This is a genomic window from Kineosporia corallincola (genome assembly GCF_018499875.1).
GTDB classification, from domain to species: Bacteria; Actinomycetota; Actinomycetes; order Actinomycetales; family Kineosporiaceae; genus Kineosporia; species Kineosporia corallincola.
Genome location: NZ_JAHBAY010000020.1, coordinates 26,671 through 51,254 on the forward strand (window position 1 = coordinate 26,671; position 24,584 = coordinate 51,254).

22 protein-coding genes are annotated in these 24,584 nt (G+C 71.8%); 14 read left to right on the top strand and 8 right to left on the bottom strand.

Annotation, left to right across the window (positions count from 1 at the left end):
* The first annotated feature begins 148 nt into the window (after positions 1 to 148).
* The 4 genes from thiM to KIH74_RS32825 all read left to right on the top strand — a co-directional run bounded on the left by thiM (position 149) and on the right by KIH74_RS32825 (position 3,959).
* Positions 149 to 928, top strand: a complete 780-nt coding sequence (gene thiM, locus KIH74_RS32810) for a hydroxyethylthiazole kinase (RefSeq protein WP_214160316.1) — start codon at positions 149 to 151, stop codon at positions 926 to 928.
* A gap of 53 nt (positions 929 to 981) precedes the next feature.
* Positions 982 to 2,325, top strand: a complete 1,344-nt coding sequence (locus KIH74_RS32815; RefSeq protein ID WP_372492164.1) for an LLM class flavin-dependent oxidoreductase — start codon at positions 982 to 984, stop codon at positions 2,323 to 2,325.
* Positions 2,322 to 3,149 (top strand): sulfurtransferase, encoded by an 828-nt coding sequence (locus KIH74_RS32820; RefSeq protein WP_214160318.1) that lies wholly within the window; start codon positions 2,322 to 2,324, stop codon positions 3,147 to 3,149. The genes KIH74_RS32815 and KIH74_RS32820 overlap by 4 nt, the downstream gene beginning before the upstream one ends.
* A gap of 111 nt (positions 3,150 to 3,260) precedes the next feature.
* Complete coding sequence (locus tag KIH74_RS32825; protein WP_214160319.1) at positions 3,261 to 3,959, top strand: GntR family transcriptional regulator; 699 nt, start codon at positions 3,261 to 3,263, stop codon at positions 3,957 to 3,959.
* A 221-nt stretch (positions 3,960 to 4,180) separates the two neighbouring features.
* Here KIH74_RS32825 and KIH74_RS39070 read toward each other — a convergent pair whose 3' ends face one another.
* The gene (locus tag KIH74_RS39070; protein ID WP_214160320.1) at positions 4,181 to 5,692 is read right to left on the bottom strand and encodes an AlkA N-terminal domain-containing protein; all 1,512 of its coding nucleotides are present in this window, start codon (positions 5,690 to 5,692) and stop codon (positions 4,181 to 4,183) included.
* Between the two features lie 30 nt (positions 5,693 to 5,722).
* Positions 5,723 to 6,514: an isocitrate lyase/phosphoenolpyruvate mutase family protein gene (locus tag KIH74_RS32835; RefSeq protein WP_214160321.1), complete on the bottom strand. Its 792-nt coding sequence runs from the start codon at positions 6,512 to 6,514 to the stop codon at positions 5,723 to 5,725.
* A 200-nt stretch (positions 6,515 to 6,714) separates the two neighbouring features.
* Here KIH74_RS32835 and KIH74_RS32840 point away from each other — a divergent pair, with 200 nt between their 5' ends.
* The 6 genes from KIH74_RS32840 to KIH74_RS32865 all read left to right on the top strand — a co-directional run bounded on the left by KIH74_RS32840 (position 6,715) and on the right by KIH74_RS32865 (position 12,686).
* Positions 6,715 to 7,929 carry a sensor histidine kinase gene (locus tag KIH74_RS32840; protein ID WP_308114059.1) on the top strand — a complete coding sequence of 405 codons (1,215 nt, stop codon included), beginning with the start codon at positions 6,715 to 6,717 and terminating at the stop codon, positions 7,927 to 7,929.
* 9 nt (positions 7,930 to 7,938) lie between these two features.
* Positions 7,939 to 8,679 (top strand): LytR/AlgR family response regulator transcription factor, encoded by a 741-nt coding sequence (locus KIH74_RS32845; RefSeq protein WP_214160323.1) that lies wholly within the window; start codon positions 7,939 to 7,941, stop codon positions 8,677 to 8,679.
* A complete protein-coding gene (locus KIH74_RS32850) occupies positions 8,676 to 9,053 on the top strand; it encodes a DUF485 domain-containing protein (protein WP_214160324.1) in 378 nt (125 codons plus the stop codon). The genes KIH74_RS32845 and KIH74_RS32850 overlap by 4 nt, the downstream gene beginning before the upstream one ends.
* Entirely contained in the window at positions 9,050 to 10,543 is a 1,494-nt protein-coding gene (locus KIH74_RS32855; protein ID WP_214160325.1) for a sodium/solute symporter, read from the top strand. Before KIH74_RS32850 ends, KIH74_RS32855 begins: the two co-directional genes overlap by 4 nt.
* Positions 10,544 to 10,704: 161 nt before the next feature.
* Positions 10,705 to 11,049 (top strand): DUF485 domain-containing protein, encoded by a 345-nt coding sequence (locus KIH74_RS32860; RefSeq protein WP_214160326.1) that lies wholly within the window; start codon positions 10,705 to 10,707, stop codon positions 11,047 to 11,049.
* A complete protein-coding gene (locus KIH74_RS32865; RefSeq protein WP_308114060.1) occupies positions 11,046 to 12,686 on the top strand; it encodes a monocarboxylic acid transporter in 1,641 nt (546 codons plus the stop codon). Before KIH74_RS32860 ends, KIH74_RS32865 begins: the two co-directional genes overlap by 4 nt.
* Here KIH74_RS32865 and KIH74_RS32870 read toward each other — a convergent pair.
* Both KIH74_RS32870 and KIH74_RS32875 read right to left on the bottom strand, forming a co-directional pair.
* A complete protein-coding gene (locus KIH74_RS32870; protein WP_214160327.1) occupies positions 12,683 to 13,426 on the bottom strand; it encodes a GntR family transcriptional regulator in 744 nt (247 codons plus the stop codon). The genes KIH74_RS32865 and KIH74_RS32870 overlap by 4 nt on opposite strands.
* A 77-nt stretch (positions 13,427 to 13,503) precedes the next feature.
* Positions 13,504 to 13,806, bottom strand: a complete 303-nt coding sequence (locus KIH74_RS32875) for a VapC50 family PIN domain-containing toxin (protein ID WP_214160328.1) — start codon at positions 13,804 to 13,806, stop codon at positions 13,504 to 13,506.
* A 310-nt stretch (positions 13,807 to 14,116) separates the two neighbouring features.
* On the opposite strand from KIH74_RS32875, the gene KIH74_RS32880 reads away from it, so the two are divergent.
* Positions 14,117 to 14,479, top strand: a complete 363-nt coding sequence (locus tag KIH74_RS32880) for a hypothetical protein (RefSeq protein WP_214160329.1) — start codon at positions 14,117 to 14,119, stop codon at positions 14,477 to 14,479.
* 19 nt (positions 14,480 to 14,498) lie between these two features.
* Here the strand turns inward: KIH74_RS32880 and KIH74_RS32885 are convergent, their stop codons facing one another.
* Positions 14,499 to 15,089 (bottom strand): RNA polymerase sigma factor, encoded by a 591-nt coding sequence (locus tag KIH74_RS32885; protein WP_372492162.1) that lies wholly within the window; start codon positions 15,087 to 15,089, stop codon positions 14,499 to 14,501.
* 17 nt (positions 15,090 to 15,106) lie between these two features.
* On the opposite strand from KIH74_RS32885, the gene KIH74_RS32890 reads away from it, so the two are divergent.
* Both KIH74_RS32890 and KIH74_RS32895 read left to right on the top strand, forming a co-directional pair.
* Positions 15,107 to 17,149, top strand: coding sequence for a serine/threonine-protein kinase (locus tag KIH74_RS32890; RefSeq protein WP_214160331.1), 2,043 nt, complete (start codon positions 15,107 to 15,109; stop codon positions 17,147 to 17,149).
* Positions 17,150 to 17,231: 82 nt separating this feature from the next.
* Entirely contained in the window at positions 17,232 to 18,041 is an 810-nt protein-coding gene (locus KIH74_RS32895) for a hypothetical protein (RefSeq protein ID WP_214160332.1), read from the top strand.
* Position 18,042: 1 nt separating this feature from the next.
* On the opposite strand, the gene KIH74_RS32900 is transcribed toward KIH74_RS32895, so the two are convergent.
* The gene (locus tag KIH74_RS32900) at positions 18,043 to 20,166 is read right to left on the bottom strand and encodes a serine/threonine-protein kinase (protein ID WP_214160333.1); all 2,124 of its coding nucleotides are present in this window, start codon (positions 20,164 to 20,166) and stop codon (positions 18,043 to 18,045) included.
* Positions 20,167 to 20,261: 95 nt separating this feature from the next.
* Positions 20,262 to 22,310 (bottom strand): serine/threonine-protein kinase, encoded by a 2,049-nt coding sequence (locus tag KIH74_RS32905; protein WP_214160334.1) that lies wholly within the window; start codon positions 22,308 to 22,310, stop codon positions 20,262 to 20,264.
* Positions 22,311 to 22,485: 175 nt separating this feature from the next.
* Between KIH74_RS32905 and KIH74_RS32910 the strand changes: the two genes are divergently transcribed.
* Positions 22,486 to 23,289: a phosphatase PAP2 family protein gene (locus tag KIH74_RS32910; RefSeq protein ID WP_214160335.1), complete on the top strand. Its 804-nt coding sequence runs from the start codon at positions 22,486 to 22,488 to the stop codon at positions 23,287 to 23,289.
* On the opposite strand, the gene ilvA is transcribed toward KIH74_RS32910, so the two are convergent.
* Positions 23,262 to 24,500: a threonine ammonia-lyase gene (ilvA, locus tag KIH74_RS32915; RefSeq protein ID WP_214160336.1), complete on the bottom strand. Its 1,239-nt coding sequence runs from the start codon at positions 24,498 to 24,500 to the stop codon at positions 23,262 to 23,264. The two genes, KIH74_RS32910 and ilvA, sit on opposite strands and share 28 nt — an antisense overlap.
* Between the last annotated feature and the right edge of the window lie 84 nt (positions 24,501 to 24,584).

The window sequence follows — 24,584 nt, forward strand, 5'->3', positions numbered from 1 at the left end:
TATTGAGTGATCCAGGTCACAGCAAGCCGCAGCGCCGCTTCTGTGACAGAACGGTGAAACCCGACCGGACCCATGGCGATTTCTGCATATTGCTGCATACAGTGACATGCAGTTGTGCAACCCGCCGTCGCGTCCGAGGAGAGTCACCGTGGAAGAGATCAGCTGGCAGGACGAGGACGTGCGCAAGGGCTTCGCCGCCATCGCGCAGGCGTCCCCCTTCGTCTATGGCCTGACCAACTACATCGCGGCCAACCTGAGCGCCAACGTGCTGCTCGCGGTCGGCGCCGGCCCGGCCATCGGTGCCGCCTCGGACTGGACCCGCACCTTCCCGGCCGGGGCCGGCGGGGTGTGGATCAACACCGCGGGCCTGATGAGCAGCATCGAGGAGACCTTCACCGAGGTCGCCCGCACCGCCCGGGCCGCGGGCACGCCCTGGGTGCTCGACCCGGTGGCGGTCGGTGCCGGGGCCGCGGAGTACGACGCGTTCGTGAAGTCGCTGCTGGAGTTCCGGCCGGCGATCATCCGGGGCAACGCCAGCGAGCTGATCGCCCTGGGCGGCGGCGCGGCGCTGGGCAAGGGCGTGGAGACCACGGCCAGCTCGGCCGAGGCCGTGGACGCCATCGCCGCGATCGCGCGGGCCACCGGGGCCGTGGTCGCGGTCAGCGGACCGGTCGACTACATCACCGACGGCACCACGACCGTGGCCGTCCCGGGTGGGGACGCCCGGCTGACGCAGGTCACCGGGGCCGGTTGCAGTCTCGGCGCGCTCTGCGCCGCCGCCGCGGCGGCGGGCAACGACCCGTTCAGCGCCGCCCGGATCGCGCACGCCGCCTACGCGGCCGCCGCCGAGAGGGCCGGGGCCCGCACGACGGGGACCGGGTCGTTCGCGGTCGCCCTGGTGGACGAGCTGTCGCTGCTGACGGCCTGACGGTCTGTTCGTCGTCCCTCAAAGCTCTTGATCGAAAGGACATCCGCCGGATGATGCACCTGGCCGCCTTCATGAACGCCGGTCCGCAGGGAACCGTGGGCTGGCGACACCCCCAGGCCGGCGACGGCTTCCTCACCACCGCGCACTACGCCCACATCGCCCGGGTGCTCGAGGACGCCTGTTTCGACTTCGCTTTCGTGCCGGACGCCCTCGCCGTGCCGAGGAGCCTGGGCGACTCGTTCGAGCCGGCCGTGAAGTGGGGCTCCGGCACGCCGCGCCTGGACCCGATGCCGGTGATCACCACGATGGCGGCGGTGACCACGAAACTCGGTGTGGCGGCCACCATGTCGACCGGATACCAGGAGCCGTACAACGTGGCACGCAGCCTGTCCACGCTCGACCACCTGACCGGCGGCCGGGCCGGGTGGAACGTCGTCACCAGTTTCCAGGACGCCGAGGCGCAGAACTTCGGCCAGGACAAGCTGCCCGACCGGGCCACGCGCTACCGCCGGGCCGAGGAGTTCCTCGAGGTCAGCACCCGGTTGTGGGACAGCTGGTCGGACGACGTGCTGGTGCGCGACAAGGACACCGGCGTGTTCGGCCGTCCCGACCAGGTGGAGGCGGTCGACCACGAGGGCGAGTTCTTCCGCGTGCAGGGCCCGCTGAGTGTGCCCCGCCCGCCGCAGGGCTACCCGGTGATCATCCAGGCCGGTGCCTCACCGGCCGGCCGGGACTTCGCCTCGCGCTGGGCCGACGTGATCTTCTGCTCGCACGAGTCGCTGGCCTCGGGCATCGACTTCTACGCCGACATCAAGCAGCGCGCGGCCTCTTTCGGGCGCGACCCGTCGCAGATCAAGGTGCTGCCCGCCGCCACCGTGGTGGTCGGCACCGACTACCGGGACGCGATGGCCCGGCACGAGGCGTTCGCCGAGCTGGTCTCGGTGGAGGCCGGGTTGTCCCGGCTGGCCTACCACGTGAACGTGGACCTGACGAAATATGATCTGGACGGCCCGCTTCCGTCGCTGGAGGTGGTGGGCGTGGAGGGTCACTACCGCGAGGTGGTGGAGTTCGCCGAGCGGGAGAAGCTGACCGTGGCCGAGATCGGCCGCTGGTACGGCGCCCGCACCGAGGGCAACATGATCGGCTCGGCCGCCGACATCGCCGACACCATGCAGCAGTGGCTCGACGCCGGGGCCGCCGACGGGTTCATGATCCAGGCCACGCACGTACCCGGCGCCTTCGAGGACGTCGCACGCGAGGTGGTGCCGGAACTCCAGCGGCGCGGGCTGTTCCGCACCGCCTACGGCGAGGACGAGACGCTGCGCGACCGGCTCGGCCTGAGGCGGCCGGAGCGGGGCGAGTGGCGCAACCGGGCCGCGTCGGTGGTGAAGAAGTGAGCTCCCTCGTCACCCCGGCCTGGCTGGCCTCCCGAGCGCCCGAGCTGAGGAACGGATCACTCGTGTTGCTGGACGCCAGCATTCACCGATCGGACGCCGGATACTCCAGCGGGCGCGACGACTACGAGGCGTCCCACCTGCCCGGCGCCCAGTTCGCCGACCTGTTTCTCCAGTTCTCCGACCCGGCAGGTGGTTTCGCCTTCGCCGCGCCCGGGGCGGACCAGGTGCAGGCCGCGGCCCGCGCGGTCGGGATCAGCGACGACACCACGGTGGTGGTGTACGACCGGCTGTCCGGGGCCTGGGCGGCCCGGCTGTGGTGGCTGCTGCGCGCCCACGGCATCGACCGGGTGTTCGTGCTCGACGGCGGGCTGAACGCCTGGGGCGCCGGCCTGGTGTCCGGCCCCGACCAGGGGCCGGTGCGGCCCGGCACGGTGACGGTGCGGCCCCGGGCCGGGTTCTTCGCCGGGCTGGCCGAGGTGCGGGCGCTGTCGGGGGAACCCTCCGCCGCGAGTCCCGTGGTGTGCGCCCTGCGGCAGAGCGAGTACGCCCGGGGCCACATTCCGAACTCGTCGAGTCTGCCCTATCCCGAACTGCTTTCGGACGACGGAACGGTCGACCTCGACCGGGCCCGGCAGGCGGCCGCAGGCTATGCCGACGCGGAACGGGTGGTGCTGTACTGCGGCGGTGCGATCAATGCCGCCGGGCTGGCCCTGGCGCTGACCGAGGGTGGGCTGCCGGCCGGGCGGATCACCATTTACGACGGATCACTGAGCGAGTGGCGGGCCGACCCGTCGCTCCCCCTGGCCACCGCCGCGAGCTCCTGACCGGCTCCTGGCCGGCTCCTGGCCGGCGCTCGCGGGGAGCCGGTTATCCACCGGTTCGTTCCTCGGTAGATTGAGCACGACGACGCCTGACGAGAGCGGAAGGGGGCCGCGATGGCCAGCGCCCGGGACACGATCTACGAGACCCTGCGGTCCCGGCTGACCTCCGGGCACTACCCGGAAGACGCCTCGCTGATCCCGCAGACCCTGAGCGAGGAGTTCGCGGTGTCGCGCACGCCGGTGCGCGAGGCCCTCGGGTTGCTGGAGCGCGACGGTCTGCTGGTGTCCACGCAGCGCGGCTTCACCCTGCGGCGGCGCAGCGACGAGGAGATGCTGGAGGTGTTCGAGGCCCGGGCCGTACTGGAGTCGTCGGCGGCCTACGCGGCGGCACTGCGGCGCAGCCCGATCGACCTGGCCCGGCTCGACGACCTGCTGGCCCGCACCCGCACCGAGAGCGAACCGGCAGCGATCCGGCGTTGTTTCAACCTGTGGCACGAGGCGGTGCGGCAGGCCGCGCACAACCAGACCATCGGCGGCCTGCTGCACACCCTCGACGCCCAGGCCAAGCTGAGCGCACCGTGGAAGACCCCGCTGGCCGAGGGCACCTTCGACACCAGCAGGGACGAGCACGAACGGATGACCGAGGCGATCCGCGCGCAGGACGGGGAACTGGCCCGCACCCTGATGCTGGAGCATCAGGCGCACGACCGGGACACCCGCATCCTGCAACTGGTTTCGCAGATGGCGCAGACCGCGCCGAGCGGCTCCGCACCAGCGCCGCCGACCATGGACCCTACCCAGGAAGAGACCTGACCGCGTGAGCGCAGCGCCGGTACGGGCGGTCCGGCGTCCCTCCTTGCACGCTCGCGCGATCAGGTCCGTGACCACAGTTTTCTCCCGGGGAATGAGGCCGGAGAAGTAAAAGCCTGCGAATCAGGTGTTTGACGGAGATCGGAATATCCAGCAGGCGGACGGGTTTTCTGACCACCCGGAGAAATTCGCAGTCGGTTATTCATCGACTGCGGCGGGGCGGTTCAGACCGGCATGCGGTTGATCGCGTGATCGCTGGTGCCCCAAAGATGTTGCACCGCATAGGACCGCCACGGCCGCCAGGCCTGGGCCCGGGCGGTCAGCGGGCCGGCGCCGGTGGGCAGACCGAGCCGTTCCGCCGCCTGCCGCACCCCGAGGTCGCCGGGAATGAAGGCGTCGGGATCGCCGAGAGCGCGCATGGCGATGGATTCGACCGTCCAGGGGCCGAATCCGGGCAGGGCGTAGAGCTGCTCCCGGGTGGCGTTCCAGTCGCTGCCGATGTCGAGGGTGAGGTCGCCGGAATTGAGCGCGCGGATCAACCCGAGCAACGCCTCGCGGCGGGTGCGCGGCATGGCCAGGCTCTGCGGGTCGAGATCGGCCAGCGCCGCGGGGGTCGGGAACAGGTGGGTCAGGCCGCCGGCCGGGTCGTGGATGGGCTCACCGTGGGCCAGGACCAGCCGGGCGGCGTGGGTGCGGGCCGCCGCGGTGGACACCTGCTGACCGAGCACGGCCCGCACCGCGAACTGCTCCGGCTCGATGATGCGCGGCACCCGGCGGCCCGGGGTCTTGGCCACCAGCGGGGCCAGCGCCTCGTCGCGGGAGAGCTGGTCGTCGATCGCCACCGGATCGGCGTCGAGGTCGAGCAACCGGCGGCACCGGCTGATCGCCGCGGTCAGGTCGCTCGGGTCGGTCAGCCACAGCTGGCAGGCGATGTGGTCGGGCAGCGGCCGCAGCGCCGCGATGGCGTGGCCGCTGGGCAGGCGGAAGGCGCAGCGGTAGGCGCCGTCCCGCCACTCCTCCACCCCGGGGACGGCGGTGGCGACCAGGTGCCCGAACAGGTTGTCGGGGCAGAACGGCTGCCGGAAGGGAAGTTTCAGGTTGATCGAGGCGGGCGACTGGTCGGGGCCGGGCCCCGGCCGGGCCGCACCCCGGATGCCCGCCCTCGGCCTCGGCGCACCGCGCAACTCGCCCGGGCTCATCGCGAACACCTCGCGCACCGTCTCGTTGAACGCGCGGACGCTGCTGAACCCGGAGGCCATGGCGATCTCGGCGAACGGCAGGTGGGTGCCCTCGATCAGCACCCGGGCGGACTGGGCACGCTGCATGCGGGCCAGGGCCAGCGGCCCGGCACCGACCTCGGCCATCAGGTGCCGCTCCACCTGGCGCACGCTGTAACCCAGCCGGGAGGCCAGACCGGGCACGCCGTCGCGGTCGACCACCCCGTCGGCGATCAGGCGCACGGCGCGCGACACCAGGTCGGCGCGCACGTTCCACTCCGGCGAGCCCGGCGCCGCGTTGGGCCGGCACCGCTTGCAGGCCCGGAAGCCGTTGGCGGCGGCCGCCGCCGCGCTCGGGTAGAACCGCATGTTCTGCGGTTTCGGCGGCACCACCGGGCAGCTCGGCCGGCAGTAGATCTTGGTGGTGAGCACGGCGGTGATGAAGAACCCGTCGAACCGCTCGTCCTTGGCCTGGACGATGCGCACGCAGCGCTCGGCGTCTTCGTGGAAGGTGTTCACCGCCGCGACCTCTCGCTCGGAAGCTTTGGCTCAGGGCCGGAAGCTGGAGTCGACCTCGCCGTACCCGGCGTAGCCCTGGAGCTGCTTCATGGTGCCCGTGGCGAACAGCTCGCGCGTCGCCGCCACCGCCTGCCCGTAGGCCGCCTCGGCCAGGGCCGTGCCCAGGCTGATGCGCACCACGCCGGTGGCGGTCAGCTCGGCGATCGACGGGCCGGCCGGCTCGGCCAGCACGCTGATCGGCAGCGCCGAGCGCCGCACCAGGTCGGTCAGCGTGGGCAGGTGGAGCAGGCCGGGCACGAACAGGCAGCTGGCCCCGGCCGCGGCGAATGCCTCGGCCCGGCGCAGCACCTCGGCCGCCCGCCCCTCCGGCTCGCCGATGCCGCGCAGGTACACATCGGTGCGGGCGTTGACGACGAACCCCTCGCCACCGGCGGCCCGGGCCGCCGCCACCCGCTCGGCCTGCTGCTCCACCGGGTACAGCGTGCCGTCGGGCTGCGAGTCTTCCAGGTTGACGCCGACCGCCCCGGCCCCGGCCACCGCCACCACCGTGGCGGCCACGTCGCCGTAGCCGGCCTCGATGTCGGCCGACACCGGAACATCCACCGCTGCAACGATTCGCGCGACCACCGCGACCACCTCGTCACGGGTGAGGTGCTCACCGTCGGGCCGGCCCAGCGCCCAGGCGACCGCAGCACTGGAGGTGGCGACGGCGGGTGCCCCGGCCGCGGCGATGAGCACGGCGCTGGCGGCGTCCCAGGCGTTGGGCAGCACGACCGGCGTGCCCGGGCGGTGAAGAGCGGCGAACTCGCTCGGCGTCGTCATGTCAGCGAGCATCGCACGCGGGTACGACAGTTTCGGCGGATGCCGACCATGAGGTCGGATTCCCGCGCACGACCCGGTTCCCCGCACACGGCCCGGTTCCCCGCGCACGGCCCGGTTCCCGCGAGCGGCGGCGGGCCCGGACCGGGCTCTCGTCGTCCACCATGTGTTTCTTCGTGCCGTGCGTGCCCTACCGTCGACGTGTGGCGCAGGACGGATGGATCCGCGGGGCCGAGATCGCCGCCGTGCTGGTGGTCGTACTGCTCGCGGTGATCGCGTTCCGGCGCGCCCGGCGCGGCCCCGACCTGGGCACCCCGGCCGAGCGGGCCACCTTCGACACCCTGCACACCGCCTCGCTGGCCGCCCCGCCGCTGCGCGACGGGCTCACCCCCGAGGGCGCCCAGAAGGCCGTCCGGCACCTGCGCACCCTGCTCGGCACCCCGGCGGTCGCCCTGGCGGACGGCTCCCGGCTGCTGGCCTGGGACGGCGAGGGCGCCCACCATCGGCACCAGGCCCTCCGGCACGCCGAGGGGGTGCTCCGGACCGGCCGGGCAGGTGTGCTCGACGCCGCCCAGATCGACGGCGACCAGGCCTGCGAGGTGCTCGACTGCCCTCTGCGCAGCGCCGTTGTCGCCCCGCTGACCAGCGGCGACGCCGTGGTGGGCGCACTGATCGCGTACGGCGGGGCGGTCAGCGCCGGGCTGGTGCGAGCCACCGGTGAGGTGGCGATGTGGGTGTCCACGCAGATCGAGCTGGCCGAGCTGGACCGCTCCCGCACCCGGGCGATCGAGGCCGAGGTGCGGGCGCTGCGGGCCCAGATCAGCCCGCACTTCGTGTACAACTCCCTGGCCGCGATCGCCTCGTTCGTGCGCACCGACCCCGAGCGGGCCCGGGAACTGCTGCTGGAGTTCGCCGACTTCACCCGCTACGCCTTCCGGGCCGGCGGCGAGTTCACCACGCTGGCCGACGAACTACGCAACATCGAGCGCTATCTGGTGCTGGAGCAGGCCAGGTTCGGCGACCGGCTGCACGTGCGGCTGCGGGTGGCGCCGGAGGTGCTGCCGGTCGCCGTCCCCTATCTGTCGGTGCAGCCGCTGGTGGAGAACGCCGTACAGCACGGCCTCCAGAGCAAGGAGGGGCCCGGTCACATCACGCTGGGTGCCGCGGACTCCGGGTCCGAGGCGCTGATCTGGGTGGAGGACGACGGGGTCGGGTCGGACCCGGCGCTGATCGCGCGGGTACTGGCCGGGGAGTCCGGCGACTCGGTCGGCCTGGGCAACGTGGACTCCCGGCTGCGGCAGGTCTTCGGCGATCGTTACGGTCTGGTGGTGGAGACCGCCGAGGGCGCGGGGACAAAGGTGAGCTTCCGGGTACCGAAATACGCTCCGGGAGTTCACGCGGGGCCGCCTTCCCCCTAGGTTTGGCACATGGCGACGACGCCGGCACCTCTGCGAGCCCTGGTTGTGGACGACGAGCCCCCCGCTCTTTCCGAGTTGGCGTGGCTGCTCGACTCCGACGACCGGATCGGCCGTGTTTTGACGGCCGACAGCGGCACCCAGGCCCTGAAGGTCCTGGAGAGCGAGCAGGTCGACGTGTTGTTCTGCGACATCTCGATGCCCGGCCTGGACGGCCTCGACCTGGCCCGGGTGCTGGCCCGTTTCACCGCCCGCCCGCACCTGGTCTTCGTCACCGCCTACGAGCAGCACGCGGTGGAGGCGTTCGACCTGCGGGCCGTCGACTACGTGCTCAAGCCGGTGCGGGCCCAGCGGCTGGCCGAGGCGGTGCGCCGCGCGGTGGAGGCCCAGGGCACACCGGTGCGCCCGGCCGCGGAGCCGGACGAGAACATCCCGGTCGAGCTGGGCGGCGTCACCCGGTTCGTGCGCCGCTCGGCCGTGCTGTTCGTGGAGGCTGCGGGCGACTACGCCCGGCTGCACACGGCCGTCGGCAGCCACCTGCTCCGGGTTCCTCTCAGCGCCCTCGAAGAGCGCTGGGCGCCGTCCGGTTTCGTCCGCATCCACCGCAGCACCCTGATCAACGTGCGGCACGTGAACGAACTGCTCATGGACGGCGGGCGCTTCCACGTCCGGCTCGGCGGGCACACCCTGACCGTGAGCCGGCGTCACACCCGGCAGGTCAAGGATCGTCTGATGCACCGGGACGGTCGATGAACGACCGCCCCGTCCAGCGGGTCCGGATCACCAGCCCGCGGATGGCCGCGAGCCCGCGCCCGGAACTGCGCCCGGCCACCCGGGAGATCGACGAGCAGACCGAGATCGGCGAGGTGTACCTGACCGCCCTGCTGCGCTCCCAGCTGCGGCCCGCGCTCACGGTTCTCACCGTCGTGCTGCTCGGCCTGGCCGCCCTGCCCGTGCTGTTCCTGCTGCTGCCGGGCCTGGCCGCGCACCGGGTCGGGCCGGTCACGGTGGCCTGGCTGCTGCTCGGGGTCGCGGTGTTCCCGCTGCTGTACGCGGCGGCCTGGTGGCACGTGCGCGCGGTGGAACGCGCCGAACGGGACTTCACCGAGATCCTGCGGCGCCGGTGAGTGCCTGGCTCGCCGTCGTCGCTGTCTGTGTCGCCACCCTCGGGGTGGGAGCGCTCGGCCTGAGGCTGTCGCGCACCACCAGCGACTTCTACGTGGCCTCGCGAATCGTCTCGCCGCGCTGGAACGCCTCGGCGATCGGTGGCGAGTACATCTCCGGCGCAAGCTTTCTCGGTGTGGCCGGGCTGATCTTCGCGTCCGGCAGCGACATGCTCTGGTACTCGATTGGCTACACCGCCGGCTACCTGGTGCTGCTCGCCCTGGTGGCCGCGCCGCTGCGCCGCAGCGGGGCCTACACCCTGCCCGACTTCGCCGAGATCCGGCTGCGCTCGGCCGGGGTGCGCCGGGCCACCGCCGTGCTGGTCGTCGGCATCGGCTGGCTCTACCTGCTGCCGCAGTTCCTCGGCGCCGGGCTGGCCCTGCGCACCGCCACCGGCGCCCCCGGCTGGGTCGGCACCGTGATCGCCGTGCTGGTGGTGGCCGCGAACGTGACGGCGGGCGGGATGCGGTCGGTGACGTTCGTGCAGGCCTTCCAGTACTGGCTCAAGCTGACCGCGATCGCGCTCCCCGTCGTCCTTCTGTTGTTCGCCTGGCACACCGACGGCACGCCCTCCGCCGCGCTGCGCGACAGCGCCTGGTCCGCCCCGCTCAACGGCGCCGACCACCCCGTGTACCGCACCTACTCGCTGCTGCTCGCCCTGCTGTTCGGCACGATGGGCCTGCCGCACGTGCTGGTGCGGCTCTACACCAACCCGGACGGCCGGGCCGCCCGCCGCACCGTGCTCACGGTGATCGCCCTGCTCGGCGCGTTCTACCTGTTCCCGCCGGTGTACGGGGCGCTGGGCCGGATCTACGCCGGCGACCTGCTCGGCACCCCCGACGCGATGATGCTTCTGCTGCCCGGCCGCATGCTCGGCGAACCCTGGGGCGAGGCGGCCACCGCCCTGCTCACCGCGGGCGCGTTCGCCGCCTTTCTGTCCACCTCCAGCGGGCTCACCATCTCGGTGGCCGGTGTGCTCAGCCAGGACCTGTTGCGGGGACGCTTCCGGGCCAGTGTCAGCGGTTTCCGGGTGGGCGCGGCGCTGGCCGTGCTGGTGCCCGCCACGCTCTCGCTGCTCGGCGTGCGCACCGGCCTGGCCGACACCGTGACGCTGGCCTTCGCCCTGGCCGCCTCCACCTTCTGCCCCCTGCTCGTGCTCGGCATCTGGTGGCGCGGCCTGACCCGGGCGGGGGCCCTGGCCGGGCTGGCCACCGGCGGGCTGCTGGCCAGCACGGCGGTGCTGCTCACGGTGTCCGGGACGGTCGAGTCCGGCTGGCCCGCGGCCCTGCTCGGCCAGCCCGCGGCCTGGACCGTGCCCGCGGCGTTCGCCGTGATGGTGGCGGTCTCGCTGCTCACCCGGGGATCCCGGGTGCCGGGCGTGGGCACGATCATGGTGCGGCTGCACGCACCGGAGTCGCTCGACCTGAACCGCGGCGAACCCGGCCCCCGCTGAGACCACTCGTCGTGCCCGGGCTACCGCACATCGCCCAGGTCGGACCTTCCACCGAAGTGACCGTGGTCACCCCTACTCCGGGACAAGTGACGCCGCTCACAGTAGGCGCGTCCGTCTGCGGGCGCGCGACGAAGCACGCCCGAGTCAGCGAAGGAGCTGTGATGTCCGCTGAACAGCCAGACCGCCCCCTGGGCGGCACCGGCTACGAGGAGGTGCAGGCGAGTGCGGAGTTCCAGGCACTGCGCACCCGCTTCCGCCGGTTCGTCTTCCCGCTCACCGGACTCTTCCTGGTCTGGTACTTCCTCTACGTGATCCTGTCCGCCTACGCGCCGGACTTCATGAACACCCAGGTGTTCGGGCGGGTCAACCTCGGGCTGATCATCGGCCTGTCGCAGTTCGTCTCGACCTTCGCGATCACCATGACCTACGCCCGCTGGGCCGACCGCGAGTTCGACCCGACGGCCGACCGGCTGCGCGAGCACATCGAGCGGGGTGAGGTGCAGTGAGGATTCCCTTCGCCGCGGCGACCACCGAGGACATCGGCAACCCCGCCGTCAACATCACGATCTTCATCGTCTTCGTGGTGATCACCCTGGCCATCGTGCTGCGGGCCTCGCGCAACAACCGCACCGCCGCCGACTACTACGCCGGCGGCCGGGCCTTCACCGGCCGGCAGAACGGCATCGCGATCGCCGGTGACTACCTCTCGGCCGCAAGCTTTCTCGGCATCGCCGGGGCGATCGCCACGGTCGGCTACGACGGCTTCATGTACTCCATCGGCTTCCTCGTGGCCTGGCTGGTCGCACTGCTGCTGGTGGCCGAACTACTGCGCAACACAGGCCGTTTCACCATGGCCGATGTGCTCAGCTTCCGGCTGCGGCAGGGCCCGGTGCGCACCGCGGCGGCGATCTCGACCCTGGCCGTCTCGTTCTTCTACCTGCTCGCCCAGATGGCCGGGGCCGGTGGCCTGGTGAATCTGCTTCTGGGCGTGGAGGGTTCGGGCGCCCAGAACCTGGTGATCGCGGTCGTCGGCATCCTGATGATCGTCTACGTGCTGGTCGGCGGGATGAAGGGCACCACCTGGGTGCAGATCATCAAGGCCGTGCTGCTGATCATCGGCGCCGCGCTGATGACCGTGTGGGTGCTCGGCAAGGCCGGACTGAACTTCTCCGAGCTGCTGGGTGACGCCGCGGCGGCCTCGCCGACGGGCAACGCCCTGCTGGAGCCCGGCCTGCGGTACGGGCTCACCGGCACCACGAAGCTGGACTTCATCTCACTGGCGCTGGCCCTGGTGCTCGGCACCGCCGGACTGCCGCACGTGCTGATGCGCTTCTACACCGTGCCGAGCGCGAAAGAGGCCCGGCGCAGCGTGGTCTGGGCGATCTGGCTGATCGGCATCTTCTACCTGTTCACCCTGGTGCTCGGGTTCGGTGCGGCCTGGCTGGTCGGGCCGGAGAAGATCATGGCGGCGCCGGGCAAGGCCAACTCCGCGGCCCCGCTGCTGGCCTTCGAGCTCGGCGGCACCCTGCTGCTGGGGGTGATCGCGGCCGTCGCCTTCGCCACGATCCTCGCCGTGGTGGCCGGCCTGACGATCACGGCCAGTGCGTCGTTCGCCCACGACGTCTACGCGAACGTGATCAAGAAGGGCCAGGTGCGTGCGGACGACGAGGTGCGGGTCGCGCGCATCACGGCCGTGGTCATCGGGCTGGTCGCGATCGTGGGTGGCATCTTCGCCAAGGACCAGAACGTCGCCTTCCTGGTGGCGCTGGCCTTCGCGGTGGCGGCCTCGGCCAACCTGCCGACGATCCTGTACTCGCTGTTCTGGAAGCGGTTCAACACCCGGGGCGCGCTGTGGAGCATCTACGGCGGCCTGACCTCGGCCCTGGTGCTGATCATCTTCTCGCCGGTGGTCTCCGGAAAGGTCGACGCCACCGGCAAGGCCGCCTCGGTGATCACCGACACCGGCATCGACTTCCACTGGTTCCCGCTGGACAACCCGGGCATCGTCTCGATCCCGCTGGGCTTCCTGCTCGGTTACCTGGGCACCGTCACCAGCAAGGAGGTGGGCTCGGCGGCGAAGTACGCCGAGATGGAGGTGCGCTCGATCACCGGCGCGGGCGCCGAGAAGGCGGTGGACCACTAACCGAAACGCCAGGTGTGCGTGACCTCTGAGCTGCGGCGGTCGGTGACGATGCGCAGCCGCTCGTCGAGGATGGTGGCGGTGTCCACCACGTAGGCCCGGCCCGTCCCGTCGAAGGTCGTCCGGCGCATCACCAGCGCCGGACGGCCTTCGCCGGTTCCGTTGAGGCCGGCCAGCCGGGCACTGAGGGCCTCGGCGGTGAGCGCCTCCTGGGCCCGCTCCGGAGTGGTGCCGACCGCCTCGCCGATGGCGGCGTAGAGCGGGGTCAGCTCGAAGTCGACATTCCTGATCGCCTCGGCCCAGGGCTGTGGAACCCAGGAAACCTGGTGCAGCAACGGAATTCCGCGTACCGAGCGCAGCCGCTCCAGGCGCAGCGCGGGTTCGTCGGGCGGCAGGTGCAGCTCGGCCGCCACCTGCCGGGGGAGCTTGCGCAGTTGCCGGCCCAGCACCTCGGTGCGCAGCGGCACGCCCTGGGTGTTCAGCTCGTCGGCGAGACTGCGCAGGTTGGCCTGGTCATGGGCCACCTCGGGCGGCACCACGAAGGTGCCCCGGCCGGGCCGCTGCTCGATCAGGCCGTCGTCTTGCAGCAGTTGGAGAGCCTGCCGGAGGGTCATCAGCGTGACCCCGTACTCCTCGCTCAGCGCGCGCTGCGGCGGGAGCGCACCGTCGGCCCCGAAGTCGCCGGAGCGCACCCGCTCGGCCAGGTCCGCAGCGATCCGGCGGTACTTCGGTTCGGCGGCCACGCCCCCAGATTAGGCCCTGCCGCGCCCGGCCGTGTCCAGACCCGGTGCCACCTCGGTGACCGGCGGCCCGCATCGGCTCAGAACCGCCGCGAGTCGATGGTTTGCAGGTGGTTGCGGACCCGTTCGGCGAACTTCGGGCAACCGGCCCGGCGCAGTGCCCCGCAGAGGTCCGCCTCACCGTGCCGCCGGATCGAGTAGGCCACTTGTTTCGCCATGACCTGCCGGACCACCTGGGGGGCCGAGTCGTCGATGAGCTCGAGGAACTCGTCCGGTCGGTACACCTCGTAGGGCAGCACGTCGAAGTCCACGTCCGGATCGCTGAAGCCCTTGTCGGACGTCAGGAGATAATCGGCGGAACAGGCCAGGGCGGCGGCGTGCACGTGCTGGTCGACCTGAGCCGAGTGTGGGTGCCGACCTTGTGACAGGGAAGGTCGCCCGGACGCCAGTTCCACCCATCACTCGCCGGAACTCCGCACCGCGTCAAGAGTTCTGGAACATTGCTCCGGCCCGGATGGCGGCTGGCAGAACGGCGGGGGCGTGGTCATGCTGGAGCCACGGAAAATCCGGACGGGATTGGCCCGTTCGGGGCACGGGCCGGAAACTTTGGCTCGTCGGCTCAAGTTGAGGAAGAGAGATCCCGAGAGACACGGGGACGACGTCTATCGAACGGCGGTGATCATCATGAGCGTCATGTCAGTCGCTAACCAGCACAACGTGTTCAGCAGTTACGGGGCCATGCACATGCAGCGCCAGCTGATCTCGCATCCCGGCCTGCACACCGACGAGACCAGCGCGGCCGCCCAGCAGGCCGCCGCCGCCCTGGCCACGAAGGACAGCCTGCACGAGGCCCACTCGATCTCGGCCACCAGCACGGAGAACAAGGCACACGGCTTCGACAGGCGCTCGTCGTCGGGCAGCTCGACGGCCGCCGGTGCGGGCAGCGCGGGTGGCTCGGGCACCCTGGAGCCCGACGGCGGCTCGGCGGGCGGCACGCCGGAGCAGGCCCGTCAGGACCTGCCCCAGCTCGGCGCCACCCTCGACGTCTACCTCTGAGGCGCCTGCTTCCGAGGCGTCAGCGGATCAGCCGGCGCCGCACCTCCTGCCGGGCCTGGTTCAGGCGCGACTTGACCGTTCCCAGCGGCAGGTCCAGACGGCGCGCGATCTCCTCGTACTCCAGGTCGGCCAGGTCGCGGTAGACGAACGGCTTGACCAGCTGCGGATGCGATTCCTCCAGCGCCTCCAGGGCTTCCAGCAGGTCGATGCGTGACCCGGCGATCACGCTCGTGCGCCGAGGGTCGGGGCGCACCTGCTCCTCCACCGTGAGTGGCCGCTCGGACGCTCTGCGTTTGAGGTCGCGGTAGGTCTGCCGTGCGGCGTTCGTCACCACCACGTAGAGCCAGGTGCGGAACGAGCTGCGGCCCTCGAAGCCGCTGATCCGGCGCGCGACTTGCAGCAGGGCATCCTGCGCGGCCTCCTCGGCGTCTTCCCGATGGGGCAGTATCTGGCCCGCTCTGCGCAGCACCTCCGGCTGGATCAGGGCGAGAAGATCGTTGAGAGCGGCATCATCCCCGGCCGCAGCGGCGCGCGCCAAGGTATCGATCCGGTCACTACCGGGTCGAGTGGCGCCCTGAGGGGCAGCGGGCTCTTCGGGTACGTCGGTCATAGCGGCATGATGCTGCCATGCCTCTGCCCGAGCTGATCGGTCGCTACCGGCCCGTCCGCCGCCTCGGAGCCGGTGGCTTCGCCGTCGTCTGGCTCGCCCACGACGAGTCACTGGACGCCGAGGTGGCCGTGAAGGTCATGGCCGACAACTGGGCCGACCGCCTCGACCTGCGCGAACGCTTCCTGCGCGAGGCCCGGATGCTGCGCCAGGCCTCGTCCTACCGCATCGTCCAGGTCTTCGACATCGGCGAGCTCACCGACGGACGGCCCTATCTGGTGATGGAGTACGCCGACCGCGGAACTCTGTCCGACCGGGTCAAGGAGAACGGCGCCTACCCGCTCGCCGAGGGCCTGCGGCTGACCGCCGAGGTGGCCCGGGGGGTGGCCGAGCTGCACGCGGCCGGGGTGGTGCACCGCGACCTCAAGCCGTCGAACGTGCTGATCACCGGCGTGCGCGGCGGCGGGGAGCGGCTGCTGGTGGCCGACCTGGGGGTGGCCAAGAGCCTGGCCCACGGCTCCGGGGTGACGATGTCGGTCGGTTCCGCGGGATACATGGCGCCGGAGCAGATGGAACCGCAGATCGGCGTCGACCCGCGGGCCGACGTGTACAGCCTGGGTGCGTTCGCCTACCACCTGATCACCGCCCAGCGGCCCCTGCTGCCGCTGGTGCTGCGCGAGAAGCTGCCCGAGGCGCTGCCCGCCGGGGTGCGCGAGACGCTGCTGAAGACCCTCCAGTCCGACCGGGAGAACCGCTGGCCCGACGCGGCCAGTCTGGCCGTCCGGCTGGACGAGCTGGCCGACGGCATCGACGAGAACTTCTCCGTGGCCGCGCCGGAGTTTCAGGGCAAACAGGGGACGACGACGAGCGCCCCCGACGTCCCTGCCCCGACGCCGGCCCCGGCCACCCCGGTGACCCCGGGTGCCTCCGCCTTCGCGTCGCAGCCGGTCAGCCCGACCCCGGGCTGGACCTACCAGGGCCCGCAGGCGGAGACCGTGAGCGGGCAGGCCGGGTGGTCGGGGCAGGCCGGGTGGTCGGGACAAGCTGGGTGGTCGGGACAGAGCGGGCCGGCCGGGCAGGCAGGGCCGGGAGGTCAGGCAGGGCGGACCGGGCGGGATGCCTTCCGGGCGCAGCCGGGGCAGTCCGGCCGGCCGGGTCAGCCGTCCGGTTTCCATCCGCCGGGCGACCCGACTCGCGCCGCACAGCCCGGTCAGGTGGTTCAGTCCGGGCAGCAGTCCGGGCAGCAGTCCGGGCAGTGGGGCTCGGCCGATTCCTGGGGCCGGCCTGGTTCGTACGGGCCGGGCGGGCAGACCACACAGTCACCGCACAGCTCGCACGGTCCGCCGCCGGGCTACGGCCAGGGCGGCCACTCCCAGGCGCAGCAGCACGGCCAGACGCCCTATCCGGCCGCGAACCAGGCCGGGCCGCAGCAGCCGGGTTCCGGCGGCTCCAGCGGCCAGCAGCGACCGCAGTCCCCGGGCGTCGCGCGGGCCGGGGGCAGTCGCTGGATCGCGACCATGACGGGCGTGGTGCTGCTGGCCGCCGCCACCGGCATCGGCTCGGTGCTCTACTACCAGCACCACCGTTCCGGCTCGCCCGTCTCGGTCACCGACGCCAACGACGTGATCACGCTCACCACCGCCGACTTCGGCTCCGAGCTGACCGACACCGGCTGGACGCCCAGCTCGATCGGCCTGAAGGGCAAGACCGCCGCGGGGCTGCTACTGGCCGACGACGTGAAGCAGTGGACCGACCTGACCGCCGACGTGAACGGGGTGTTCGTCGGCGCGACCACCGACGACAGCCTGCCGGAGAAGGTCGCCGCGATCACCCACGACGGCTGCGACAAGGCGCGCACCGAGAACTACACCGGCAGCACCGTCTGGACCGGCACCGTCATCACCTGGGAGAACTGCGAGGGCGCGGAAAGCCACACGGTGCAGGAGATCGCCCTGGAACCGCAGGACGAAGACGCCACGCGGCTGATCTACATGCAGATCCGGCGTGACGACGGCAAGGACCTCGCGACCGACCTGATCCAGGGGCTCGAGGTCGCGAACTGACCGGGCACCGGGCGGGCCGAACTTTTCCGCCGCCCGGTGCATCCAACTGCCGAAGCCGTCGTTCCCCCGGAAGGATCCGATCATGTCCCGCTCGCGCGCCCGGCGCCGCAGGCCCTTCTTCGCGCTGGCGCTGGCGCCCACGGTCCTGCTCGGGCTCGCGGCCTGCGGCGGCGACCCGATCACGGTGCCCGGGGTGACCGCCGGCCCTGCGGGCATCGGCGCCTCGGGCTCCACGGACGGCGGCACGGAGAACGCGGGCTCCTCGTCGTCCTCAGGCAGTGGAAACACGGCGGGCGGCGACGACGGGTGCGAGGCGGACGGCACCACGGTGCCCGCCGGTGCCGGGACGGCGAAGGCGGGCGACCTGGACGGCGACGGCAAGGACGACCGGATCTGGTTGTCCGTGCAGGGCGACGAAAGCACGCTCGGGGTGAAAACCGCTTCCGGAGCGGTTTTCTCGACCACGTACGATCGGGAGGACAAGCCGCCGACCGCCGTCGCGAACGTGCTCGGCGACGGCACCGCGATCATCCTGGTGGACCGGGGTTTCAGTGCCTCGTTGTTCGCCGTGGCCGACTGCGCGATCGTGACCACCGAGAACGTGGACGGCGAACAGTACAGCTTCGACCTCGGGATCAACGGCTACGGCACCGGCGTCGGCTGCCCGGTCAGCCAGAACAAGCTCTATCTGGCCGGTTACAACCTCGAGAAGGCGACCAAGGACGGGTACGACAAGATCGTGCGCACCAGGATCGACCTGAGCGAGAACGGTTCCCGCGCCGACAACGGCACCCTGGCCGAGCTCGGCGAGTACGCGCAGACCTCGGCCAGCTGGAAGATCGCCACCGGCGTCAGTTGCGGGGACGCCGAGAAGGCCACCTCCCCGGAGTGACCTAGCCGACCTTCTCCAGCGTGGCGAGGCCGACGTTCGAGACGCTGTTCTGGTCCTGCCAGGTGAAACCGACCGTGCCGTCGGTGTTCGCGATCAGGATGACCTCACCCAGCTCGGCGCAGGCGTCGTGCGGGTCGTCCTTGTCCTTCACCGGGGCCTGGAGCGTGGCGGTGGTGAAACCGGCGTTCTCCACCGTCAGGTTCGAGACGCAGTCCAGGTCGACCACTTTCATGGTTCCGGGACGCTTTTTGGCGGCGGTCAGGTCGAGCCGGACGGTCCAGCTGTCGACGCTGGCGGCGGGCTGCGAAACCTGCCCCTCCCACACGCCGTCGAGCGCGTAGGGCAGGGTGCCGCTCGGGGCCAGCTGGTAAGCCGGCTCGTCCGATCCGTCGGGCGTCTGGATGCCGGAATCCCCCGCATCGGTGGAGCTCTCGTCGGACGAGGTGGTCTCGTCCGACGATCCGGACGACGTTCCGGTGCCGGAATCAGCTGACGTGCAGTCGGAGTCGTCACCCTGATCGGCGCCGACATTGATCCGGCCACCACAGGCGTCCGGGTCGGCAGCGTCTTTCGAACCCGACGACGACGTGCTGGAGCCGTTCGTGCCGGTGCCGGTGCCGTCGTCGGCCACGGCACCCCAGATCGCGAACCCGGCGACCAGGCACACCAGCGAGGCCAGCGCGACCAGCACACCCGTGCGCCCACGGTTGGGCGCCGCGCCCGAACCTCCCCAGCCCGGCTGGGGATTCGCCGGAGCGTTCCAGTTCTGCGGAGGCGGGCCGACCGGCTGGGCCGGGGTGGACCCCCAGCCCTGCTGCGGGTTCTGCGGCCGGCCGGGCACCGGGGGATTGCGGTTCCAGCCCTGCTGCGCGGCGGTCGGGCCGGGCTGATGGAACTGACCCGGCCCGCCGTACGGCGCCTGCTGGTTGAAAGGTGGCTGCTGCTGGGCGAACTGGCCCTGCTGAGGCGGCTGGTCCGGCCGGCCCGCGGGCCCGTTCCGCTGCCAGGGCTGCGGCGCTTGCTGCCACTGCTGCTGGGACGGATACTGCCGGGACGGCTGCGGCTGGGCCGGGTACTGCGGCTGCCCCTCGGGCACCTGAGTACCCCAGGCGGGCACCTCTCCCGAACCCGAGGTCACGCCCGGGCCGGTGTTGCCGGTGCTGCCGACCGGCCGCTCCACCCGGGTCTCGTCGACCGCGGCCACGGGCTGCCCGACGGTGGCCCGGGCATCACCGGAGTATCCCCCGGCCGGGCCGGTGGAACTGGCCACCACCAGCTGCGTCGCCTCGGCCAGCACGACGGTGGCATCGGTGGTGTCGGGCTCCGACGGACGGCCGAGCAGCATCGACAGCGCCTGCTGAGCGCTCGGGCGGCGGGCCGGGTCCTTGGAGAAGCACAGGCGCAGCACGCCGGCCAGCTCGGGCGGCACCCCGGTCAGGTCCGGCTCGTCGTTGGCGATCTTGGCGATGGCGGCCATCATGTGCTCGGCCTCGAACGGCGCCCGGCCGGTGGCGGCGAACACCATCACCGAGCCCCAGGCGAACATGTCCGTGGCCGGGCCGACCCGCTCGCCCCGCAACTGCTCGGGCGACATGAAAGCCGGTGTGCCGAGCAGCTTGCTGACCTTGGTGGTGTCGTTCGAGTCGTCGCGCGCGATGCCGAAGTCGATGACCCGCGGACCCTCCGGCGACATCATCACGTTGGCCGGTTTGAGGTCGCGGTGCACCACGCCGGCCTGATGGATGGCCGCGAGCGCGGTGGCCGTGCCGATGGCCAGGCGCTGGAGACGGGTGCCGGTCAGCGTGCCGCGCTCGGAGACGTACTGGTGCAGCGACGGGCCCTCGATGTACTCGCTGACCACGTAGGGGGACGACGCCGCCATGTCGAAGTCGATGATCTGCGCGGTACAGAACGGAGCCACGCGGCGCGCGGCGCTGACCTCCCGGGTGAAGAGCTGGCGCGAGTGCTCGTCTTCGACGCGCAGCATCTTGACCGCGACGAGTTCGTTGTCGGGGGTCACACCGAGGTAGACCACCCCCTGCCCACCTGCACCGATGCGCCCGGTCAGCCGGTATCCGGCCACCTGCGCAGGGTCTGTGTTCAGCAAGGGGGCTACGTCAGGCACGGTGGCAGTCTGCCATTCGGAGCGGGTGATTCAGTAGTACTCACGGTGAAGGTGCGCGCCCAGGCTGGTTCGCGTGACTCTGTGCCGAATGCCCGTCACTGATGCGTGAGGGTACCGACGGCCTTGTTGCTCTCCTCGGAGTCGTCCTGCCAGGAGAACAGGATCTGGTTCGCCCCGCTGCGGGTGAGCACGACGGTGCTGGTGTCGGCGCAGCTGTCCCACAGATCGTCTTCCAGGTGGGTGGTCATCTCCACCGAGTCGTCACCCCCGGAGACGTAGGTCAGCACGCCGCTGCACCCGAGGTCGTCGATCGCGATCTTGCCGGTGGTGGCACCCTGGTCGAGGGTGACCACCGCGTCCCAGCTGGTCACCTGACCGAGCGGCTGGCTGACCGGGCCGCTCCAGATGCCGGAGCTCCAGGCGGGCAGGCCGGTGCCCGCACCGCCTCCCGGCAGCGTGACGGCGGGCGTCGACCCGGCCGGTGTGGAGCCCCCGGGGAACGACGCTCCGGAACTCGGCCCGCCCTCGCCGCTCTGGCCGTCGGTGTTCTGGCCGCTCGTGGTCGAGCTCGGCGCCGGGACGCCGGTCGACTCCGGCTGTGAGGGCAGCCCCCCGTTCTCCGGACCGGTGTCGCCGGCTGTCGGACGTCCGTGGTTCGAGACGGCACGCACCGCGAAAGCCCCGCCCGCCACCAGCCCGCCTCCGATCAGCAGGAGCGCCAGTACCGCCCCGAGCGACGAGACCGGCCCGCTGCGACGCCTGCGCGAGGGGACCACAGGGGTGGACGTCCGGTCGGGCCTGGGCGTGGACGTCCGGTCAGGCACCCCTCGGGCACCCGGCTCCCGGGGTGCTCCCGGTGGCGGGGGTGTGCCGTAGTGCGGGTCGCCGGGCGCCACCCGGCGGGTGGCGGCGGTGCGATCGGTGGCGTGCCCGGCGGCATGGCTGCTGGATTGCCCTGTCGGGCGCTCGGAGGTGGGGCTGCTGGACTGTCCCGTCAGGTGCCCGGTGGCGTGCCCGTTGCCGCGCTCACCGTTGTGCGCAAGCCGGTTTCGGGAGGTCGGGGCCGTCCGGTCGGCAGACCCGGTTCGCGCCGTCGCACTCCCCTGGCCGGTCCAGGCCGTCGGGGCGGTCCGCCCCGTCTGCCCGGCGGCACCGGCCCCGACCCCGGCTCCAGCACTGGCCCCAGGTCCGGCCCCGACAGCACCAGCAGCCCCGGCCGCGCCGGCCCCAGTTCCGCCAGAATCAGCCGACCCGACAGCACCGGCCGGCCCACCCGTGTTCGCCTGGGCGATCCGGCTGGCCTCGGCCAGCACCGGCCCGGCATCGGTGACGTCGTAGGCCGGCGTCGGCCGTCCGAGCAGCATCGCCAGGGCCTGCTGGGCGGTCGGCCGACGGCGGGCGTCTTTGTGCAGGCAGGTCGTCAGCACGTCGACGAGCCCGGCCGGCACCCCGTCGAGCTGCGGCTCCATCGTGGTGATGCGATGCACCACGGCCATCATGTGCTGGGCGTCGAAGGGGGCCCGGCCGGTGGCGGCGAACGCCATCACCGAGGCCCAGGCGAACATGTCGGTCTGCGGGCTCACCCGCTCGGCCCGGATCTGCTCCGGCGCCATGTAGGCGGGTGTGCCGAAAATCCGGCTGGTCACCGTGGTTTCGCTGGACAGGTCGCGGGCGATACCGAAGTCGATCACCCGCGGCCCCTCCGGCGACATCATCACGTTGGCCGGTTTGAAATCACGGTGCACCACGCCCGCCTGATGAATGGCGGCGAGTGCGGTGACGGTGCCGATCGCGAGACGCTCCAGCCGGGTCCCGGCGATCGGCCCGGAGTCGCGCACCAGCCGCTGGAGCGACGGGCCCTCGATGAATTCACTGACCACGTAGGGCGATTCGCCCTCCAGGTCGAAGGTGATGATGCGGGCCGTGCAGAACGGCGCCACCCGCCGGGCGGCCGCGACCTCCTTGGCGAACTGCTGCCGCGAGCGCTCGTCCTCCAGGCGCAGCTGCTTGATCGCCACCCGCTCGCCGTCCGGGTTCAGGCCGAGGAACACCACGCCCTGGCCGCCCTGCCCCAGCCTGCGCACGATGCGGTACCCCGCGACCTCGGCGGGGTCGCCGGTGCGCAACTCGGTAGCGTCGGGCATCCGGCCATAGTGCCACCCATGCCTGTACGAGCCGTAGGAAATGCCGTTCCGTGACCTCATCGTCACGGCAGGTCAGAACCCGGCGAGCCGGTACGGGATGCAACCCAGCCCTCTCAGGGGTAACCCTGATATCACCAGGCGATCACCCGCGGTTAAGCTGACCGAGGACCGTGCGGTGGGGAAGGCCGCCCGGTCCACCATGCGGAGGGGCGGTGAGGGCATGTTCCGGGCCTGGCGGGGAATGCGGGAACTCGTTCTGCTGGGCGCACTCTGGAGCATCTACTCACTGTCCCGGCTGCTCGCCTCGGCAGACCTGCACCCGGCCCTTGAGCGGGCCCGGGCGGTGCTGGGGCTGGAGCGCCGGCTCCACCTCGACCTGGAGACCGGTCTCAACGGCTTCACCACGCAGCACGAATGGCTGGCCGTGGGCGCGAGTTTCTATTACGCCACAGCCCATTACGTGATCACCGCGGCCGTGCTGATCGCCCTCTGGTTCAGCGGCTACCGGCGTTATTCCTACGCCCGCAACGCCCTGGTGCTGGCCACCGTGCTGGCCCTGACCGCCTATCTCATCCTGCCCACCGCCCCGCCGCGCTTCGTGCCGGGTTACACCGACGTGCTCGCCGGCAGCGCACATCTGGGCTGGTGGGGCGGCGGCGACTCGCTTCCCGGCGGGATGGGCCGGCTGACCAACGAGCTGGCGGCCATGCCCTCGATGCACGCCGGCTGGGCCCTGTGGGTGGCGCTGGCCGTGCACCTGCTCACCACCGGCCGGCTGCTGCGCGGGCTGAGCTGGGGGCACGCCCTGCTCACCGGCCTGGTGGTGATCGGCACCGGCAACCACTGGACGCTCGACGTGCTGACCGGCTGGCTGGTGGTCGGCGGCGCCTGGGCGCTGGTCAGCCGGTTGCAGCGCCCCGGCCGCTCACGGCAGCCGGAACCGGCCGGAGCTCAGTCCGTCTCGCTGGAGACCGGCTGATACCCGGCCTCGGTCAGGTCGGCCACCACCTGGCGGCAGTGCTCCGCGCCGCGGGTCTCCAGCCACAGCGCCACCTCCACCTCGTTCACCGGGGTGTGCGGGCCGGTGCGCACGTGCTCCACCTCCATCACGTTCGCGTCGGTGGTGGCCAGGCGCATGAGCAGCCCGGCCAGCGAGCCGGGCCGGTCGGGCACCCGCACTTGCAGGCGCAGGTACCGCCCGGCCGAGGCCAGGCCGTGCCGGATCAGGCGCATCAGCAGCAGCGGGTCCACGTTGCCGCCGGAAAGCACGGCCAGCGCCGGGGTCTCGATCTCCAGCTCGGGCTTCAGCAGGGCCGCCACAGCCACCGCCCCGGCCGGCTCGATCAGCAGCTTCTGCCGTTCCAGCATCAGGATCAGGGCCCGGGAGATGGTCTCCTCGTCGACCGTGACCATCTCGTCCACCAGGCTCTCGACGATGGTGAACGGCACGTCACCCGGCCGGCCGACCGCGATGCCGTCGGCCATCGTGCTCATCGACGGCAGCGACTCCGGGCGCCCGGCCGCCAGCGAGGGAGGGTAGGCGGCGGCCGACTCGGCCTGCACACCGATCACCCGGATGTCGGGACGGCGGGCCTTCAGCACCGTGGCCACCCCGGCGAGCAGTCCCCCGCCACCGGTGCTGACCAGCACCGTCTTCACCTCGGGCCGCTGCTCCAGGAGCTCCAGGGCGATGGTGCCCTGACCGGCCACCACGTCCGGATGGTCGAACGGGTGGATCATCACCGCGCCGCTGGTGGCGGCGTGTTCCAGCGCGCTGGCCAGGCACTCGTCCACGGTGTTGCCGGTGAGCACCACCTCGGCGCCGTAACCGCGGGTGGCGTCGAGCTTGGGCAGCGGCGCGCCGACCGGCATGTACACCCGGGCCGGCACCCCCAGCAGCCGGGCGGCCAGGGCCACCCCCTGGGCGTGGTTGCCGGCGCTGGCCGCGACCACACCACGGGCCTTCTCCTCGTCGGACAGCCGGGCCATCCGGGTGTAGGCCCCGCGGATCTTGAACGACCCGGCGCGCTGCTGGTTCTCGCACTTCAGCCACACCTGGCCGCCGCGCAGGTCGGAGAGCGCGCGGCTGCGGACCACGGGCGTGCGCCGGATCACCGGCTCGAGCAGTTCCGCGGCCGCCACCACGTCGGCATCGCTCACGGGCAGAACACGGCGGTCGGCAACGGACATGACCGAATCCTGCCACGGCCCTGTGACGGCGGGGTTCCCGGGCGAACCGTGCCCGATCTGCCGTTCCCCCCGGAGATGACACAC